Source organism: Nitrospira sp. T9 (assembly GCF_052156535.1).
In the GTDB taxonomy this organism is placed as follows: domain Bacteria; phylum Nitrospirota; class Nitrospiria; order Nitrospirales; family UBA8639; genus Nitrospira_E.
This window is the reverse complement of the sequence record NZ_JBQKUP010000041.1, coordinates 454924-472190: the sequence shown is the minus strand read 5'-3', so window position 1 is coordinate 472190 and position 17267 is coordinate 454924. Positions and strand designations below refer to the sequence as shown.

13 protein-coding genes are annotated in these 17267 nt (G+C 53.7%); 2 read left to right on the top strand and 11 right to left on the bottom strand.

What is annotated here, in order from left to right; genetic code table 11:
* Nucleotides 1–6: 6 nt before the first annotated feature.
* The 10 genes from ndk to ACTRXD_RS18890 all read right to left on the bottom strand — a co-directional run bounded on the left by ndk (nt 7) and on the right by ACTRXD_RS18890 (nt 15567).
* The gene (ndk, locus tag ACTRXD_RS18935) at nt 7–423 is read right to left on the bottom strand and encodes a nucleoside-diphosphate kinase (protein WP_442433340.1); all 417 of its coding nucleotides are present in this window, start codon (nt 421–423) and stop codon (nt 7–9) included.
* A 99-nt stretch (nt 424–522) separates the two neighbouring features.
* On the bottom strand, nt 523–1818 hold the full coding sequence (locus ACTRXD_RS18930) for an alpha-amylase family glycosyl hydrolase (RefSeq protein WP_442433339.1): 1296 nt from the start codon (nt 1816–1818) through the stop codon (nt 523–525).
* 5 nt (nt 1819–1823) lie between these two features.
* On the bottom strand, nt 1824–3182 hold the full coding sequence (locus ACTRXD_RS18925) for a 2-dehydropantoate 2-reductase (RefSeq protein ID WP_442433338.1): 1359 nt from the start codon (nt 3180–3182) through the stop codon (nt 1824–1826).
* A gap of 190 nt (nt 3183–3372) precedes the next feature.
* A complete protein-coding gene (gene trmL, locus ACTRXD_RS18920; protein WP_442433337.1) occupies nt 3373–3837 on the bottom strand; it encodes a tRNA (uridine(34)/cytosine(34)/5-carboxymethylaminomethyluridine(34)-2'-O)-methyltransferase TrmL in 465 nt (154 codons plus the stop codon).
* 448 nt (nt 3838–4285) lie between these two features.
* On the bottom strand, nt 4286–8050 hold the full coding sequence (locus ACTRXD_RS18915) for a hypothetical protein (RefSeq protein ID WP_442433336.1): 3765 nt from the start codon (nt 8048–8050) through the stop codon (nt 4286–4288).
* Nucleotides 8051–8097: 47 nt separating this feature from the next.
* On the bottom strand, nt 8098–9813 hold the full coding sequence (locus tag ACTRXD_RS18910) for a hypothetical protein (RefSeq protein ID WP_442433335.1): 1716 nt from the start codon (nt 9811–9813) through the stop codon (nt 8098–8100).
* Entirely contained in the window at nt 9801–10010 is a 210-nt protein-coding gene (locus ACTRXD_RS18905; RefSeq protein ID WP_442433334.1) for a hypothetical protein, read from the bottom strand. The genes ACTRXD_RS18910 and ACTRXD_RS18905 overlap by 13 nt, the downstream gene beginning before the upstream one ends.
* 47 nt (nt 10011–10057) lie before the next feature.
* Nucleotides 10058–11848 (bottom strand): hypothetical protein, encoded by a 1791-nt coding sequence (locus ACTRXD_RS18900; protein ID WP_442433333.1) that lies wholly within the window; start codon nt 11846–11848, stop codon nt 10058–10060.
* A 480-nt stretch (nt 11849–12328) separates the two neighbouring features.
* Nucleotides 12329–14641, bottom strand: coding sequence for a hypothetical protein (locus ACTRXD_RS18895; protein WP_442433332.1), 2313 nt, complete (start codon nt 14639–14641; stop codon nt 12329–12331).
* Nucleotides 14642–15192: 551 nt separating this feature from the next.
* Nucleotides 15193–15567, bottom strand: a complete 375-nt coding sequence (locus ACTRXD_RS18890) for a DoxX family protein (protein ID WP_442433331.1) — start codon at nt 15565–15567, stop codon at nt 15193–15195.
* A 346-nt stretch (nt 15568–15913) separates the two neighbouring features.
* Here ACTRXD_RS18890 and ACTRXD_RS18885 point away from each other — a divergent pair, with 346 nt between their 5' ends.
* Both ACTRXD_RS18885 and ACTRXD_RS18880 read left to right on the top strand, forming a co-directional pair.
* Nucleotides 15914–16129 (top strand): addiction module protein, encoded by a 216-nt coding sequence (locus ACTRXD_RS18885; protein WP_442433330.1) that lies wholly within the window; start codon nt 15914–15916, stop codon nt 16127–16129.
* A 1-nt stretch (nt 16130) separates the two neighbouring features.
* The gene (locus ACTRXD_RS18880) at nt 16131–16334 is read left to right on the top strand and encodes a type II toxin-antitoxin system RelE/ParE family toxin (protein WP_442433329.1); all 204 of its coding nucleotides are present in this window, start codon (nt 16131–16133) and stop codon (nt 16332–16334) included.
* Nucleotides 16335–16340: 6 nt separating this feature from the next.
* On the opposite strand, the gene ACTRXD_RS18875 is transcribed toward ACTRXD_RS18880, so the two are convergent.
* Nucleotides 16341–17117, bottom strand: coding sequence for a hypothetical protein (locus tag ACTRXD_RS18875; RefSeq protein WP_442433328.1), 777 nt, complete (start codon nt 17115–17117; stop codon nt 16341–16343).
* Nucleotides 17118–17267: the final 150 nt, after the last annotated feature.

The window sequence follows — 17267 nt, the reverse complement described above, 5'->3', positions numbered from 1 at the left end:
CTTCCACTAGCCCAGATTGGATTCTGCGAAAAAGTACCGAATCTCAATTTGAGCATTCTCCGTAGAATCGGACCCATGCACAGCATTGGCCTCAATAGAAGCCCCATGTGCAGCTCGAATGGTACCCGGATCGGCTTTTTTGGGGTCGGTCGCTCCCATCAAATCACGGTGTGTTTTGACTGCGTCCTTCCCTTCCAGGACCACAACCACCACCGGCCCCGAACTCATATAGGTCGTCAAGTCATTAAAGAAGGGGCGTTCTCGATGCACAGCATAAAACCCTTCCGCCACCCCTTTGGATAACCGCATCATTTTCATCGCAACCGGAAACAACCCGGCCTCTTCATAGCGGCGGATAATATCACCAATCGCATGTTTGGCCACCGCATCAGGCTTAATAATCGCTAACGTCCGCTCTGACATACTTCTCGTCCTTTCCCAAAAATCCCATAATTAAACTCTGTAAATAAGAAGGGAGCATTTTACGGCTCCTCCTATTCAGTTGCAATCTCAAGGCCACACTTAAAAGGCTGTAATCACAATGACTTCGGCTGGCTGAAACACGACCCGCTCAGGGATGGAATGGGAACCAGGATGCTGATCCAGCGAACTGACACGCCACATTCCGGGAGAAGACGGTAGAGGGCCCAACTCACCAATGGCCACCTCAACCGGCTCATGAGCATTGGTATTGAGGCAGAGGAGTGCCCAACTGTGCGGATTTTCCAACGACCGCCGCTCCAAAACGCACAGATTGGGGTTGGTCATCGACCGTTGAACTAGATCCCCCTCCCCTTGCCAGAGCGGCACCTCCAATTTCCAGTGATTCACCGCACGGATAAAACTCTGCAAATCCCATCGGGGGGATTCCCAATCATCGGGAGTGGTCTCCACCACATGCAACGACCGCTGAAATCCAAACTCATACCCCATCGGGATCATGAGGCCGGTTGAGAACAAGGCGGCAAAGGCATAGCGTTGGCGTTGAACCGCCTCACTCCCTCCAGACTCAGCAGCCAGACGCGGGGTATCATGCGATTCAGGAAACCCAATAGACGGCATAGCCTGAAATTCCCGATGCTGGTTCAAACACCAGGCATCTTTGAAATTCCACCATTTGGAGCTGTTACAAAAAAAATGAAATCCCGCTTCTCCCAGTGCGCGCGTCTGCTCCAGGGTACAACCAAGATTCTCCGCCCAAAATACGGCCTGCGGATTCACGCGTTGCGCCCGGTGAATAAGAAAGCGCCACAACTCACCGGGAACTTTATAGGCCGCGTCACACCGAAATCCCTGAAACCCCAATTCAAGATACCGGTCAACCAATTGCCCCCAAAACTCCCAGAGATGCTCCCGGTCCGGAGAATGCCGATTATCAATTTCGGCTAAATCGCCCCACACCGTTTTCTTGCCGGGGTCATCCGGATCAACCGCATACGGATGTTCAATTTTTCCCTGACCATCCCGCATATACCAGTCGGGGTGCTGTGACACTAAGGAGGAATCGATGGCCGTGTGGTTCAAGACCAGATCCACCATTGGCGCCAGGCCACTTTGGGCAATGTGTTGAAGCGTAGGACGTAACACATCAAGGCGCTGGTCCTGAGTCCCTTCCGGTAGAAATGCCGGATTCAGGAGATTATATTCTTTGATCGCGTATAAACTTCCCGAGAATCCCGGGAGATGAATGGGATTCACAAAGAGCCAATTAAACCCCATGCCTGCAGCCCGTTCCGCGTGCGAGATCCAGCGATCACAAGGACCGGCCAGGCGAGGGAACAAATTGTAGATGAGAGGAACCTGGTGCGAAGTCTGCATAACATTTATTCTTTCTCTGGACAGACTTGAGGTGGACGGCTATCCGAAATCAGACCCTTTGAAAAGATGATTTTGCCAACCTGTTTCACATTGGCGCACAAATCACCCAATCCTGGGGTGACCAACCGAAACGGCCCGCCTCGTTCGGAAGGAAACGGCGCGCCATTCTGTTCATACACCAGAATGCCGAATTCTGCAGCTTGCTTGATTGTCAGACAGGCTGAGAATTTTCCGTCCTGCGATTCGAAGGTCACATGGTCGGCTCCCACATTAAGTGTTACAACATCAAGTATTGCTTGAAATTTTATGCCGCGCACCTTCATCCCCGGCATCAAGGTGGGCAATTCAGACACCTGATGCGTTGCAGGAAGTTGTGCCAGCGTCGTTCGCGTAAAGTGGAGAGTCTGCAAAATGGCCCCGTCTAGCTGTATCGCTGCCTCGGTAGAAGGCCTGGATGCGGTCATGGCCTTAATGAACGCCGTCAACATGTCGTTCATCGGAGTGGGCACCCCAAACGCCTTGCCTTGGTCGCTAATAAAACCATTCAGCTCATCAATCTCAGTGGGTCGTCCGGCCGACCAATCATCATACATCGACGTATGAATATCCCGAAGTTCTTGAGCCCACTTGACGACCTTCTCCGGCATATCCTCATCCAACGGCACACGGTGCACCGCCATGGCCACGGCCGAGACTTCCCGCACGATGGTCGCGATGACCGGTTGAAACTCCGGATGATCCAACGCTTTTGCCACCCGATCATTCAGCAACACCGTCAACGGGTTAAACACACAATTCCAACACATTTTCTCCCACTTGGCCCGCCGGATATCAGGATTAATGAAACAGGGAATCCCTGCCCCTTTCAATAAGGCCAGGATGGCTTGAAGTCTGGGAGTTTCCATCCCCAACGGTTCGCCAAGAGTCAGCATGCCTTTTTTATAATGGTCGATCACCCCCGGGTCGGCGATCCTGCTATAGATAAATGCCACTCCGCCCACAATCCGCTCCCGGCCAAATCGGACCATCAGGGTATCCTCAATCGTCACCCCGTTTTGCAAGGTCAGAATAATGGTATCCGGTTTCAGCACCGGCTCAATCTGGTTCATTGCCTCATCCAGATCATAGGCTTTGATCCCCAGCACAATCAGGTCCGGTGAGGGCAGCTCCTCGGGATCTGAAGCTACGGGGGGATGCACGGTAAAGCTCTCACCAATCGCGCTCCGGATGGTCAGCCCGTTTTTAGCCACGGCCTCCCTGGTACGCGGTCGCAGGAGGAACGACACATTCGGATGGTGACGAGCCAAGTGCGCCCCAAAATATCCCCCAACTGACCCCGCCCCCACAAACAAAATCTCCTTCATCCGACCACCTTTTCTTTATTGATAAAACTTCGTGTGATTTTTTAGATAGCTGTCATCCTGAGCCACGCGAAGGATCCGTGCCCAGGACGGACAATCCCCAAGATGGTTCATCTCAGAATGCCGCATAACAGCCAAATTGGATTGGACCTACTCTATCAGAATTGCCCCCGCTCGCCTACGGACATTTGTCTTACTTGGCACCATGAAACTGCAACTGCCGCCAGGCCTCATAGACGACGACGGCAACAGCATTGCTCAAGTTTAAACTACGAGAATCGGGCCGCATGGGGATGCGCAAACGATGCGTGGAAGGAAGCGCTTCTAAAATATGAGCAGGCAAACCCCGCGTCTCGGGACCAAAGTACAAGGCATCGCCAGGCTGAAAAGCCACGTCGTGATAGAGTCGCTGTCCTTTTGTGGTGAACGCAAAAATACGCGAGGGCTTTTGAGCATCCAGATAATCCTGCAGGGTGGGATAATCCTTCATCCGGGCCAATTCATGATAATCCAACCCGGCCCGACGGGCCCGCTTGTCATCCAATTCAAATCCTAACGGATGAATCAGATGCAAACCGAATCCGGTGTTGGCACATAACCGAATAATATTCCCGGTGTTCGGCGGAATCTCTGGCTCATAGAGGACAACATCCAACATCGGAGGGATTAAAAAACCGGATAAGAAACTTCCATTAATATTTTCCTCAAAGACAGACTGTCAGTCGAACAGGCTTCACCTATCAATATTGCCATCCTTGAAGAAAGCCGTTGTACGATGGGAAGAGACTATGAAAACCCGGCTGCAGCCTAGACCCTTCGCTTATCCATTTCCAGAACGCATGGCTTGCGTTGAGTGTGAGCCTTCCCTGGAAACAGCCATTCATATCTCAAGAAGATGGCGAATTTTTCGCACACCTCGTAGCACGGCATCTGCCATTCACAGCGGCGCTCACTGGCTACAGTGTCAATTCGATTGGTAACACATCTCCAGTCACGTCGGTAAGCCGCCATATGATTTTAAGGCCGGATAAAGAGGGCGAAGAACCTTTCCCCATCTCGATGGAGCCAGGAACCTCCACGGGCAATCAGTCCTGAATCCCGGTCGGCTAGCTGGAATGCTGGTATTTATACACCGTGCCGCCAATTTGCGTGACGCTCGATCCGATCCCAAATAGGACATCAATGCCGAGTAACCAGGGCACCGGAACCCAAGCGGGCGATTCCGCATCGAAGTACATCAGAAACTTGAAAACACTGGGTATCGGCCGTATCCATTCATTCGCCGGCACCCAGGCACTATAGTTCGTGTCCTTGAGCTGATAGACCGCGGCGACAGTGCCTACGGCCTCGAGGCCCAGCCCCATTGTGGTTTTCAAGGCCGGCCCAAAGGTCTTGAGGTATTTGGCATTAGCCTCAAAGGCAGATACTCCTGTAAAAATGGTATCCACCAGGATGACCGACCCCCGCGTGGCCCACAACCACATGGTCCATTGATCAGCCTTGCTCCACTCATTCTTCGGTTTTTGGAGAATGCCAACCGGGACACTGACGCCGAAGGTCTCCCAACGCGGAATGAGGCTCATCATGGACACAAATTTGTTGAGAGGGTTGGGTTCGTTGGTACCGCTTTGTTGAGTTTGCCAGGCCAGGGTATCCCCAAGAACCGTAAACGCCCCGCTCAACGTCAAGAAATATCCTGAGCAGATATTGAGATTCGCCAACAGCAACGAGGGCAATTGCGAACCTGCCACCTGCGCTCCTTCCGTTGGCGCACCCTGAGAGGGTATCGTGGGCCACGGGAGACCGGCATTCTTGATCGTGGTCACGTCGCTGCTGGAGAACGGAGCCTGAGCGGGTTGGTTGGGTTGCACTAATTTGCTGCCGATGAGCTTGTATAGGATGGTGGCCGGCACCGCAAAGATGAGACAAAGCAGATCGAGTAAGGTGAACGCGTCCCCCTTCGTGATCACGTTCTTCCACAGCCACGTGATGATCGGAATGTCGATGCTTGCCGTGATCATTGCCGTAAACGCCTCGATCGCCGAGGAGGCCAAGGAGAGGATCGCATTAATGACGTATTCAATCCCGTCCATAATAAAAAGAACGAGATCTTCCGCTGCCGTCAGCAAATCAAGAATAATCAGATCAAAGAAGCTACTGGGATCGGTGATTTTTCCGGTGACGAAATCCTGCAATTTGCCACTGGTGGCATTGAACGTCTGAGTATTCTGATCGGAGGTATTTCCGCTATAGATGTACTGTTTGACCGCATCCGTGATGACTGTCGTCGGGTCGGTATTTCCTGGCGTTCCCCCAAAGCCTTGCAGTGCCATCGCGGTTGCACCGTTGCCACTGAACGAGGGTTTCGACCGGCTGTACACGTATTGGCATTTGGAAGCATGCTGTTTCTGCGTGTTTTGGGTGGTCGTTCCAGCCAAGGTATTCTGACTCCCCGACGTGCTGTTGACAAAATCGTTGTAGGACTGTCCCTGGACCGATTCAAAGTTTGATTCGAGATTTTGGAAGACAGTCTTCACTTCCGCCTGCAACGTTGCGAATTCACTGTCGACGAGTGTTTGGGCGTACTCGATGGAGTTATTCATGTTGATCAACGTCTGGGTGACGCATTCTTTGATCACATTATGCGTATTAAGAATATCGTCCCAATCAAAGAGCATTTTCAACCAGGCGATGACTTCCTGAAGGACCTTGTAGATCTCGTCCGCGAGCTGCCGGATTTTCGAGAAGATCGTTTCGAGCGCCGCGCCCGCTTGCTTGATGGTCGAGATGACAAACGGCTCCAAATCATTGAAGACGATATTCAACACATCGTCGGTAACCGTGGCGGCAAAATAGGTCAGCTGATCGAACTCGTGCTTGAAGAAATGCGCCACATCCCCGAAAACGCTGCCGAAAGAGCCCAGCTGGCCCGTGGTGCGCCGATTGTTCAACAGATCACGCGCCTCCTCCTCGGTGAGCACGCGGAACCGCGGACCCTCCGGATGGGTGAAGTCGATCTCCCAATGCGGCGTCTTAATCTGGCTCAGGTCGATGGTCCCCTGCCCGGTGGAGTCTGCCGGATTTTGGTTCATCCAATTCCCCGCGGAATTGATGGCCTGCGCAGCGGTGTTGGCAGGGCCGGTTTGCTGGTAACCGCCCCCCGTCAACCCTTGGTTGATCAGGTCCGTGCCGGTCACCGTTTGCAGTTGGGGGGTCACCGAGTCCGGCAGCGGCGCCAGGGGCGTCCCGTCCAGGGCTTCAATGTACTGGACCACATCGCCCCGGCACCACCGCGACCCGGTGATGGTGTTGCCGGTATCCACGGCGGTGAAGGTGATGACCGGCGGCGTCAGGCCCACCGCTTCATAAAGGACCGTGGCCTGCCCCGCGCCGTCCAGCTCCACCGTGAGCGGCGTGGTGGGGCTGATGTGATAGGCATAACTGTTCCAGACCACGGTGACTGCCTGATCGGCCGTGACCGTAACCGTGCCGGCCGCGACAGGATTGTTGCCGGCATCAAACCCCGCCAGCTCCATGGAATACGTGGCCGTTTGAGTCGGCGTCGTATTGGCCGGCGCCGGCGGCGCGGAGACCTTGCGGGTTGACCAGACCTGCGTGCCTGGGGAATCGCCAGGGCCCTGGGGCCCGCCGGGCAGATTCTGATCCATGTGAAAGACCGCAGGGGCGCTCGCGCCTGACTGTGGATCCGTCGCGAGTCCGGCCGAGAACAACTCCGGCCCCGCCCGCATGTATGCCGGACAATTAAGCGTAAGCAGCGTACCGCCCAACTGCACCCAACTGCCGAAGGTGAGCGAGCCACTGCCCGTCTGCTGGAGATACCACAGATAATCGCTGCCCGGTTCAATGGCAAAGATGGTCACGGTCTGGCTGCTGTCGACGCCCACCCCCACCGCCGTCGCGCTCTTCGGTTGACTCGCAAGCCCGGTCAACTGCGTAATCGACGGCTGCGCGGCATAGAAATTCTCCACCAGCCAGAGCGTGTTGGTGGCATCGAGCAGCAGCACATGCCCGCTACCCAGCTCGCCGGGGACCGCATAGAGATTGTCGGCGGTCAGCGGGCCTTTCCCGGGATTAAACGTGGAGGATTGCTCGCTCCAGGTAAACGTGGCCGTCTGTTGATTGTTTTGTTGCGACCAGGTCACGGTCGCGTCCTCATGGGAGATGTTGCTGCCGTCGACCCAGAGGACCGTGACCGTCCCGCTTCCGCCCGTCCCTTCGGTGAGGCGAAAGGCCGCAGTATCCGGGTCTGAAATTTCAGGCGTGAACTGGGAAGGATAGCGCTCGGCGATCGGCATCCATTGTGGAGCGCCGGTTTGCGGGTTGGTGGAGTAGGTCAGGACGAAGAAGGAGTGGGGGGTGACGTTGCCCGTGACCCCGTACAAATAGGCATGGCCGGCGGCGTCCACATACTGATCCGTCTGAAAGGTGTACCCGATCCAGTTCTTTGCCGTGGCGGACAATGAGGCAGGCTCCCAGGTGCCGGGAGTAGACGACTGCATCCACACCGCGCTGCTGCCGCCCTTCGGCAAGGGGTAGTAGCAGAGGGCGTTGAGGGTGCCCTGGTGGTAGAACCCCAGGAGGCGATGGCAGGGACCGGTATTGGCCGGAGCCTTGACCCCGAGCTTCACGGTCACCCAACCCGATTGGGACGTGGGGTCCGGATAGAAGTGGACCGGCTCCCCGGCCCCGTCGAGCGTCAACAGTTCGCTCGTGGGATCGTGACTGGCCGGATTTTGCACCACCGCAAACAGATTCCGCGTGAGCGCATTGGAGACCGGCGCTTCCTGGGTCAACAAATAATCGTCGATGAGATTCACGCCGATGGTGATGTTCGTGATCGCTGCCGTCATGTCCGCTCCTTTTGATCGCTAAAGAGATTATTGTGAGTTGGGATTTTCTATTGCTTTCCCTGCACCTGTTCGTGGCAGACCGGATTCGCATCATTGGGCCCTATACAGGGCTGGCAGTTCGCCGTCGTCAGGTAGGGCACATTGAAATTCGCCGGATCGGTCGACCCGCCATAGTCGTAGGTCCCGGCCGTACCGAAATGGGGTGAGTTGCTCCCTTTGGCGAGAGCAACATGCTGGACATCGTCCAGCTTGACCGATCCTTTCAGGCCATGCGTATGTGGAATCCTGGTGCCGGGAGACGTGAGTGGAGTGCCGCTGCCGAAGCCTTCGTTCGGGGTTCCCCCATCAGGCAGGCCGACGAGAAAGCGGCCCGTGCCTGTCGCACTCGATTTCCAGGGATACGGACAATTCTGGCTTGCATAAAACGTTACAATGTCGGACGGAACCGGGGGTGGATTGGGTGTGGAGAAGTTGGGCTCCCGCTCACAGAGCAGGAGTTGTGTATAGGGAATATTGTTGAAGGCCGTATCGGTCGACCCGCTGAAACTGTGCGCACCGGAAGCGGTCAATGCACTGCAGCTCCCCAACACTTTCTCAAATTGATACGAGTCCAGGTTGATACTTGAGGTGAGAGCATGGCTATGCGAGCGCTGCTCACCATTCCCATAGGGATTCCCAACCAGGGTTCCGACGGTTCCGTCCGGGGGCGCTTCGAACGGCATGACGAAATAGCCGTCAACCGTGGATGTGGGAGTGTTCTCCGTGAATTGAGTGTTTCCCAGCGGACCCTTGACGGGAGAATCGGTTTTTCCTGCATGGACGAGCCAGAGATTGCCGACTGCTTGATTCGAGAAGAAGTTGTAGTCAGTGTTACCCGTTCCCGGCATGCCGACGTTCAGTCCGTTTTCTTCAGAGAACTGAACGGTGGCGTACACTTCCTTGCTGGCAAGGGCATAGTTGAAATTGAAATCAGAACGGGATTTTTGTGTATTCCAAGAGAAAGTGGCGATTTTTTGATTATTTTGAAACACGACCATGTTCCAAACATCCAACTCGTTCGTTTTGCCTCCCGCGATCTTCGACGGGTCGGAGCCACGTCCCCTCAGAACACCATCCTTGTCACTATCCGTCCCGTCAAAGGTAATCACCACCTTGTAGTTCTGAGGTCCGTTCCACGTTACCTGATACCCTTGAGGATACCCGACGGCCGGCTGCCAGTTGGCCGGACAGGACTGGAGACTAAAGAAAGCCAACGCCGAGGTTCCATAGCCGTCGGTCGGAGGCGGAGATTGACCGCTGGCCTTTTTCTCGCAGGCCAGCATTTGGAACAGCGGAAGGTCGGAGGACCCTCCATTCAGTGTCGTCCCCATCACAGTGTACTTATGGGAACCGTCGCTCTTATGCTGGCAATTGCACGTGCTCCCCCCGCAGTCCCCATTATTGAGATCTTTTTTGGCAAGGTCGAGCGGAACCGTAAAGGCATGCTGGTGCACAGGGGCTTGGAGGTTCGTCAGGGGAGTGCCGACCGTTTTCGCCAGATCATAGGTCGTGAGGTCAGTTGCGCCGAGCAGGAGCCGACCCTGTGCGTAGGGCGCAGGCTCCCATCCAGTCGGACATTGGCTTTGCGGAAAGAACGCGACCATACCGGCCGGGGACGTGTCGGTGGCTTGCGCGATTGCCGACGGAGGTGACAGTGCGCTGACCGTGCTCAAAATACACGAAACGAACATGAGCCCCATAGGCGAAAACATCAAGGTCTGCATGACATACTCTCCAAGTGGACCGGCTCCCAGCCCCCGTTGAGTGGCCATAGTTCGCTGGTGGGCTCGTGACTGGCCGGATTTTGCACCACCGCAAACAGATTCCGCGTGAGCGCATGGAGGACCGGTGCTTCCTGGGTCAACAAGTAATCGTCGATGAGATTCACGCCGATGGTGATGTTCGTGATCGCTGCCGTCATGTCCCCTCCTTAAGTTCCCAAAAAAGACTTGTGAAAGTTGGGAATTTCTATTGTTTTCCCTGCACCTGTTCATGGCAGACCGGATTCGCATCATTGGGTCCTATACAGGGCTGGCAGTTTGCCGTCGTGAGGTAGGGCAAGTCGAAGTCGCCCGGGTTGGTGGTACCGCCGTAAGTATAGGTACCGGTCGTGCCGAATTTGCCTGAGTTGGACCCTTTAGCGAGGGCAACTTGCTGTTTGTCGCTCAGCGTAACCGATCCTTTCAAGCCATGGGTATGCGTAACCCTGGTCCCGGGAGACGTGAGCGGTGTGCCACTGCCGAAAGCCTCGTTGGGGGTGCCCTCATCAGGGAGACCGACCAGAAAGCGGCCGGTCCCTGTCGCGCTCGACTTCCAGGGATAGGGACAATTCTGACTTGCATAAAACGTCACGATGTCGGATGGGACGGAGGGCGGGTTCGCGCTTGAAAAGTTTGGTTCCCGCTCGCACAGAAGAAGCTGTGCATAGGGAACATTGTCAAAATCCGCCTCGGTTGTCCCGGTGAAACTGTGCGATCCGTCGCTGGTCAGGTTGCTGCAACCGCCTAGAAACTTCTCGTATTCATACGAGCCCAGACTAATGCTGGAGGTCAGCGGGTGGCTATGTGTTCGCTGCTCGCCGTTCCCATAGGGATTGCCAACCAGGGTTCCGACGGTTCCCTCCGGGGGCGCTTCGAAGGGCATGACGAAATAGCCGTCCACGGTGGACGAAGGGGTGCTCTCCGTGAATTGAGTGTTTCCCAGCGGACCCTTGACGGGAGAATCGGTTTTTCCTGCATGGACGAGCCAGAGATTGCCGGCTGCTTGATTCGAGAAAAAGTTATAGTCAGTGTTACCCGTTCCCGGCATGCCGACGTTCAGACCGCTTTCTTCAGAGAACTGCACCGTGGCAGATACTTCTTTGGTGGCAATGGTGTAATTGAAGTTGAAATCGGGGCGGGACTTTTGTGTGTTCCACGTGAATGCGACCTTTTTTTGATTATTCTGAAACACGACCATGTTCCAAAAGTTTAGTTCGTTCGTTTTGCCTCCTGCGATCTTTGATGGGTCGGAACCACGTCCCCTCAGAACACCATCCTTGTCACTATCCGTCCCGTCGAAGATGATTACAACCTTGTAGTTCTGGGATCCGTTCCACGTTACCTGATACCCTTGGGGATATCCAACGGCCGGCTGCCAGTTGGCCGGACAGGATTGAAGATTAAAGAAGGCCAGGGAGGAGGTGCCGTAATCGTCTGTCGGTGGGGGGGATTGTTCGCTGTCCTTCTTCTCGCACGCAAGAATCTGGAATAGGGGAAGATCCGAGGAACCGCCATTCTGGGTCGGTCCCTTGACCGTGTAGTTATGGCTACTGTCGCTCTTGTGCACAGCGTTACCTGTACAGCAGCCGCAGTCGCCGCCTGACAAGTGTTTTTCGCTGAGGTTGAGGTCTGCGGTGAACGGATGCTGGTGTACGGGGGCCTGGAGATTTGTCAGGGGGGTGCCGACCGTTTTCGCCAGATCGTAGGTCGTGAGGTCGGTCACGCCGAGCAGGAGCCGTCCCTGTGCATAGGGCGCTGGCTCCCATCCAGTCGGACATTGGCTTTGCGGAAAGAACGCAACCATACCGGCCGGGGACGTGTCGGTGGCTTGCGCGCTTGCCGACGGAGGTGCCAGTGCGCTGACCGTGCCCAAAATACACGAAACGAACATGAGCCCCATACCCGAAAACATCCAGGTGTGCATGACATACTCTCCGTGATGATGAGGTGAAAAAAATGTTCTTTTTGAATGGTCGGCGATAACAACCTCAAGAGACATACATTTCGCTTTTGGTACCATTTCCCCTATTTTTTGTCAAAAAATTTGGCAGAGCATATAGCGCTGAAATATGTCGTCATTCTCACGGCATCTTCCTATTGTTCAGCATAAAAAACCGCGGATGTTCGCCAAAGCCCGTTCACCAGCCTGCGAACACTCACAAGCTGACGGTCACACACATGGAAAACATTCTCTGAGCAAACACATTGAGGCGGGAGGCTTCACAGAAAATTTCCTCGAATCTGCAAGAGTGGGCAGGCTTATTGAAAAGCGAGGGCAGAAGCATGTGTCATGAGCACAGAAAATGGTGGCATCAAGCGGCAGCAGGACATGCCATCAACTAATGGGAGAAGAGAGCTGGCACGCCAGAACAGCGGTACCCTACCCCACGGTTAAATGGGGGAGAGCACCGCCACACGACGATACACAACGACGGTAAAATTTCATTTTAGGTTATGGCGCTGTCGGGTATCATAATTATCAATCCCGATCAGGCCCTCCGTAAGGTGAATGGTCCCGATGGCCATATCGGTGGTCTCTCCTGTGGCCGTTTCGCCGGTCCCTTCGGTGGCCTGTTTGGTCAAATGATTGCGGCGGTCCGATGAGCGGTGTCTTCACGGGTCCGGCGGCGCCCGGAACGATCACGAACGAATTGCCACCCGGATTGGTGTTATAGACCGGCCCGTAAGGACCGGTTTTTTTCCAATTGTTGAGGAGCCAGACGTTTCCGGACGGATCGATACCACCGCCCGTAATCCGGTCCAACGCATCACTCACGTACCCGGTGGGCGGTGAAATGGGGTCACCCTTCCTTTTATTTAACGGGCATTTGCCGGGATCCGCACCACAGAAATGCGAGAGCGGCGTATCCGGCCACACAGTGTTTTCATCGACGTCGCGGGTAGGTTTCTGGCCAAAATTAAACACCCATAGCGTGTCGTTCCCGTCGACCGCGTTGCCCCAGGGAACGGTAAGACCGCCACCAGTGTATACAGTAGGAGCAATGTCATCAGCGGGATACAGCGTGATGGAGGGACCCTGCTCTCCGTCTTGGGGGTCGAGTGGGTCGACGCAGGGAACTTTCACCGAATTGGAGTTCGAGACCCACATGTTTCCCTTGCTGTCGCCGGAAATTCCCATCGGCCATGACAACACCGGGACGTTGTTGGCGTCGAGGTTCGATAAGGTTTCCACGGTGCCATCGGAGGAAATACGGTACACGCCGCCAACCGCCTCGCTCGGATCATCCGTGCCTGGATGGACATATTCTGCCTGGTTGGCGGTTACCCACGCACGGCCCTTCGGATCGATCGCGATTGCAAACGGTTTAAGAAGTGGCGCATCCGAATTCGGCTCCGTATCCGGGATAGACGGGGTGAAGTTGCCGGCTGCTCCCCGTCCGCCTGGAAGCACAATATTCCTTGCATGCGAAGCCTTGCCATGCGGGATAAAGGTGACCGTGTCGTTTCCGCAGTTGGCTAGCCAGATGTTCCCTTTCTTGTCCGATACGGTGGCCTGTGGCCACCAGATATGGCCCACACTGAATCCATCAAAGCCGGAGATCGAACTGCCATCGGGACGGAAAACCGAGACGCTGTCATGCGCGGCCGGTATTTTTAAAAGCGGATCAGGCATGGGGTCGACGGTGGTATCCGCACAGGCCGGTGCCTCAAATCCAAAATTGCCCACCCAGACCTTGCCGTGCGGGTCGAGTGTAATACCGAACCCCACCCCGCTGAGACCGCCGCCGAAGTACGGCGATCCGGGGAAGGTCTCACCCCAGGGATACAGTTTAATCAAGCGCTGGCCGGCACAGGCAATTTCATTTGAGAATGTCGGACGATAGTTATCGTTGATCCAGGCGAACCCGCCTTCGTCAAAGGCGATTTGGCCAGGGCCGCTCATGAGGTTGAACGGATCATAGATGTTGTGCTGTCCCCCGTTGAATTTGATGAACAACAGCCAACTCGTCGGACGTGACGTCAAGGCCGGCTGATTGACCGGGTCCAATAGCGACAACTGATACAGCGGATCATCCGTGTCTGTCGGATAACCTGGATACGACGGGTATTTGGCAATGTTGGCGACAGCTTGCAATACTGTGGTCGGCGCGGGTCCACCCTCCGGTGTCGTCGCCTCAAACAGTGCCTGACAGTTGGCGTCATCACCTACACAGCCCGCAATTACGTTGGTGAGGGAATTGAAGGTCGGATATGTCGACGTCTCGGTTCCGTTTGGTTTATTGAAGAGCACCTCGCCAATGTCTCCGGTCTCCGGATTGGCCATGTTCTCCGCCATCTTGACGGCGTTGATCATGCCGTAGGTGTTGCCGTGAATATTCCGTCCATCGACGAATTGAGCAAAAGCGGTTCCGCTGGCAACCGTCGTGCGTTCATTGACCAGGACGACGTGGGGAACCTGATGGTCGGTTCCAATCACGCCGGCCAGCATGACCGGTCCATGTTCGGCGATGACAAAGAGGACGGATTGCTGACCATGCGGCAACCGGTAGCGGATCTTGAATTTCCCATCGCCATCGGTTCTAGCCGTTCCAAGCACTTGACCATTCCCATGGCCGCCTGCCTCAGCCGCATAGAGCGAGACCTTATACCCGCGTTGCGCATGGCCATTGCCCTCTACCGTGCCACGTAGCGTTTGAGAATGCGGATGTTGGCCAGCGAACACGGGCAGCATCCCAACCGTGCACGCCAGTATCATCATGGTCATGGCTGTGATAGCAACCGGGAATTTTCTCAAAAAGACCGATCGCGCGAGTCCAAATGTGGGTGTCATGATCAGACCTCCTTTTTCTCTTCCCTCTTCACATGGAATAAATGGTAAATGATGCCTGTTCCTGAGGTTATGGAATGACCACTTGCCTGGTCAAGGAATGGAAAGATGAAAGGAGTCTGAAAAATGTGAGGGGTCTACCAGGAATGGGGCAATACAAAAACCCCTGTATTGATGGGTCACCGGCGAGTTATTCAAACTGTGAGTGTTGAATAATAAGGATGTTCAAGGGCAAATTTGCGCAGGATTAGATTACTCATCAAAGGCTACGGATCGATTCAAAAAAGTCCGTCCAGCAAGGCCGCAGCCGTTTTTACGCGCGGAGCGTACGCGTAGTACGTGAGCACGGGAAAACGGCGAGAACGCCGCTGGCGGCTTTTTTCAAAAGACCCAAACTCATCCAGGCTCGGCTAGCCAACGTGTGATGCAGGCACATCCGCCACGGGAGAGCCCCTTACCAATAAATCCCTACGGAAATGTGAAGGAAAAACCCAAGCGATTTTTTTGTAGAATTTCGTGCGGACCGGAACCTGTATGACGCTTAAACCGATTTGTTATTCAGGAGGCCAATGATTGGCTCCATTCTTCCTGGACGTTTTTTTCACCGTCCAAGCCAACAGGACCAGAAGACCAAGCAGCACAAGTGGAACCGGCACAGCACCCATTTCTCCAGCTCTCAGATGGGTCAATGCCGCACCCACCATGGTCAAACCCAAGACCACAATGCCATACCATTGCGTCTTTGGAATAAATAAACAGATCCCGCCTCCGACCTCAACCATTCCGGTCAAATACAGAAACCAAAAGGGATACCCCCATTGCGCAAAATGTTCAACCTGAGATGGACTGCCCATGAGCTTGGCTCCCCCTGCCACAACAAAGAAAATCCCTAACAACACACACAGAACAATGCTCATCACGCGCTTCATGGCATCTCCAACCCCTCCCCAAAAAATAATAAGGGAAAACCTGAGTTTCAATTCCCCTTATCCTAAACCTTTTTCAGCACCGCAGGAAAACAGAGGGCTCGTAACAGGAAAAGTGGCACGAGGAAATTCCAAGCGTAAAGGCAAAGCCATCGAGGCATTCGATCGCAGGTATCAGGTGATTGAATAATTCTTGTGACAGAGATAATAGAGCCTCGCCTGAGAGAGGAGGGTACTATTTGGTGACCTCAACGGTAATTTCATGGAAGCCAAAATTGTCATACGAACAGCCTTCACCTATACTTAGCTACCACTTCAGGACGAAGCCATTCTACGATGGGAGGAGACGATGAATAAACTGACCGCACCCGATACCCTTCGCTTATCCATTCCAGAACGCATCCAGCTTTTTGAGGATATTTGGGATACTATGGCAAGTCAGGCTGACGTGGTGAAACTCACGGAAGAGGAAAAAGCTTTACTGGATGAACGGCTCAATGTCTATCATCAGAACCCCGCCGCCGGCTCTCCATGGGAATCGGTTTTCAAACGAATAACCCGCTAAGATGGCCTTTAACCTGACCGTTCTTCCAGAAGCGGAACAGGACCTTTCCGAGGCGTTTCGATGGTATGAAGAACGAAGGAAAGGATTGGGCCATGACTTTCTTTTGCAAGTGGATGCCGGCTTCCAGTTTCTAAAACGGACGCTTTTGGTCTATCCGGAAATATACCGTGGAATCCGTCGACATCTCATTAAATGGTTCTCCTAAATAAAGTCATTCATAAAATTCCACATTCGGTCTTTCATTTTTCATGGCAACTATTCCCTCAATACTTTTAATAAATTGTCCTTCTGAGAATAGACCCAACCACAATTTATAAACATTTTCAGGAAAAGCAGGGAAATTTCTATTTCCCCATTCGCCTGACGACGTTTGATACGGTTCCGTTTCCAACCGAAAAGAATTCATTACGGCGTCGCTAAATGACACAACAGACACGCATACTTTTGAATTCCCAGGAATATTCATGATGTAGTTTTCATCATCCCTATTAGGTAATCTGGTGTTTGATGGCAAAGAAATGAGCTGACCTCGTTGGTAATCAGTCTGTGAAAGGAGGTCCATACGAATGACCAGCACCTCTACACCAAGGAAATCCTTGCCAGAGGCATGAAGTTCGATCCAGTATGTCTTTCTTGAACCTCGAACAATTCCATTATCATTCTTTTCAAGGCATTCCTCAAAACAGTTTTCATGAAATTGAACTACCAGTGGGCTGTCAGACAATTGCCCGGCTGAAATTCCTTGATATAAATTATGGGATACACTTGTATTCTTCAGGTAAAAAGGCCACTGAAAATGAATTATTTTTAAGCCACTATAAGCCTCCTTTATCCAGGGTTTTGTCCCATAAACAATCATGATTAGACCAACACAAAAAGCCAAAACAAGAATCCATTGTGGCGGAGAAAAACTTGATAATTCTGCTACTGCTACCATTAGCCAAAATCCAAAACCCGCAATACTGGCTCCTGTATGTTTTTTGTCCATTTAGCCATTGTACGTAATTCGTTGAATTATTGATACTTTTATGCGGTCTTCGGTTTCCTTCACAGTGAAACTCCCCTCAGCAAGCTGGGGGGCATCTTTTAAACGTGTTGTCTAATTACAATTGCGCATTCCTCCCCTCAGCAAGCTGAG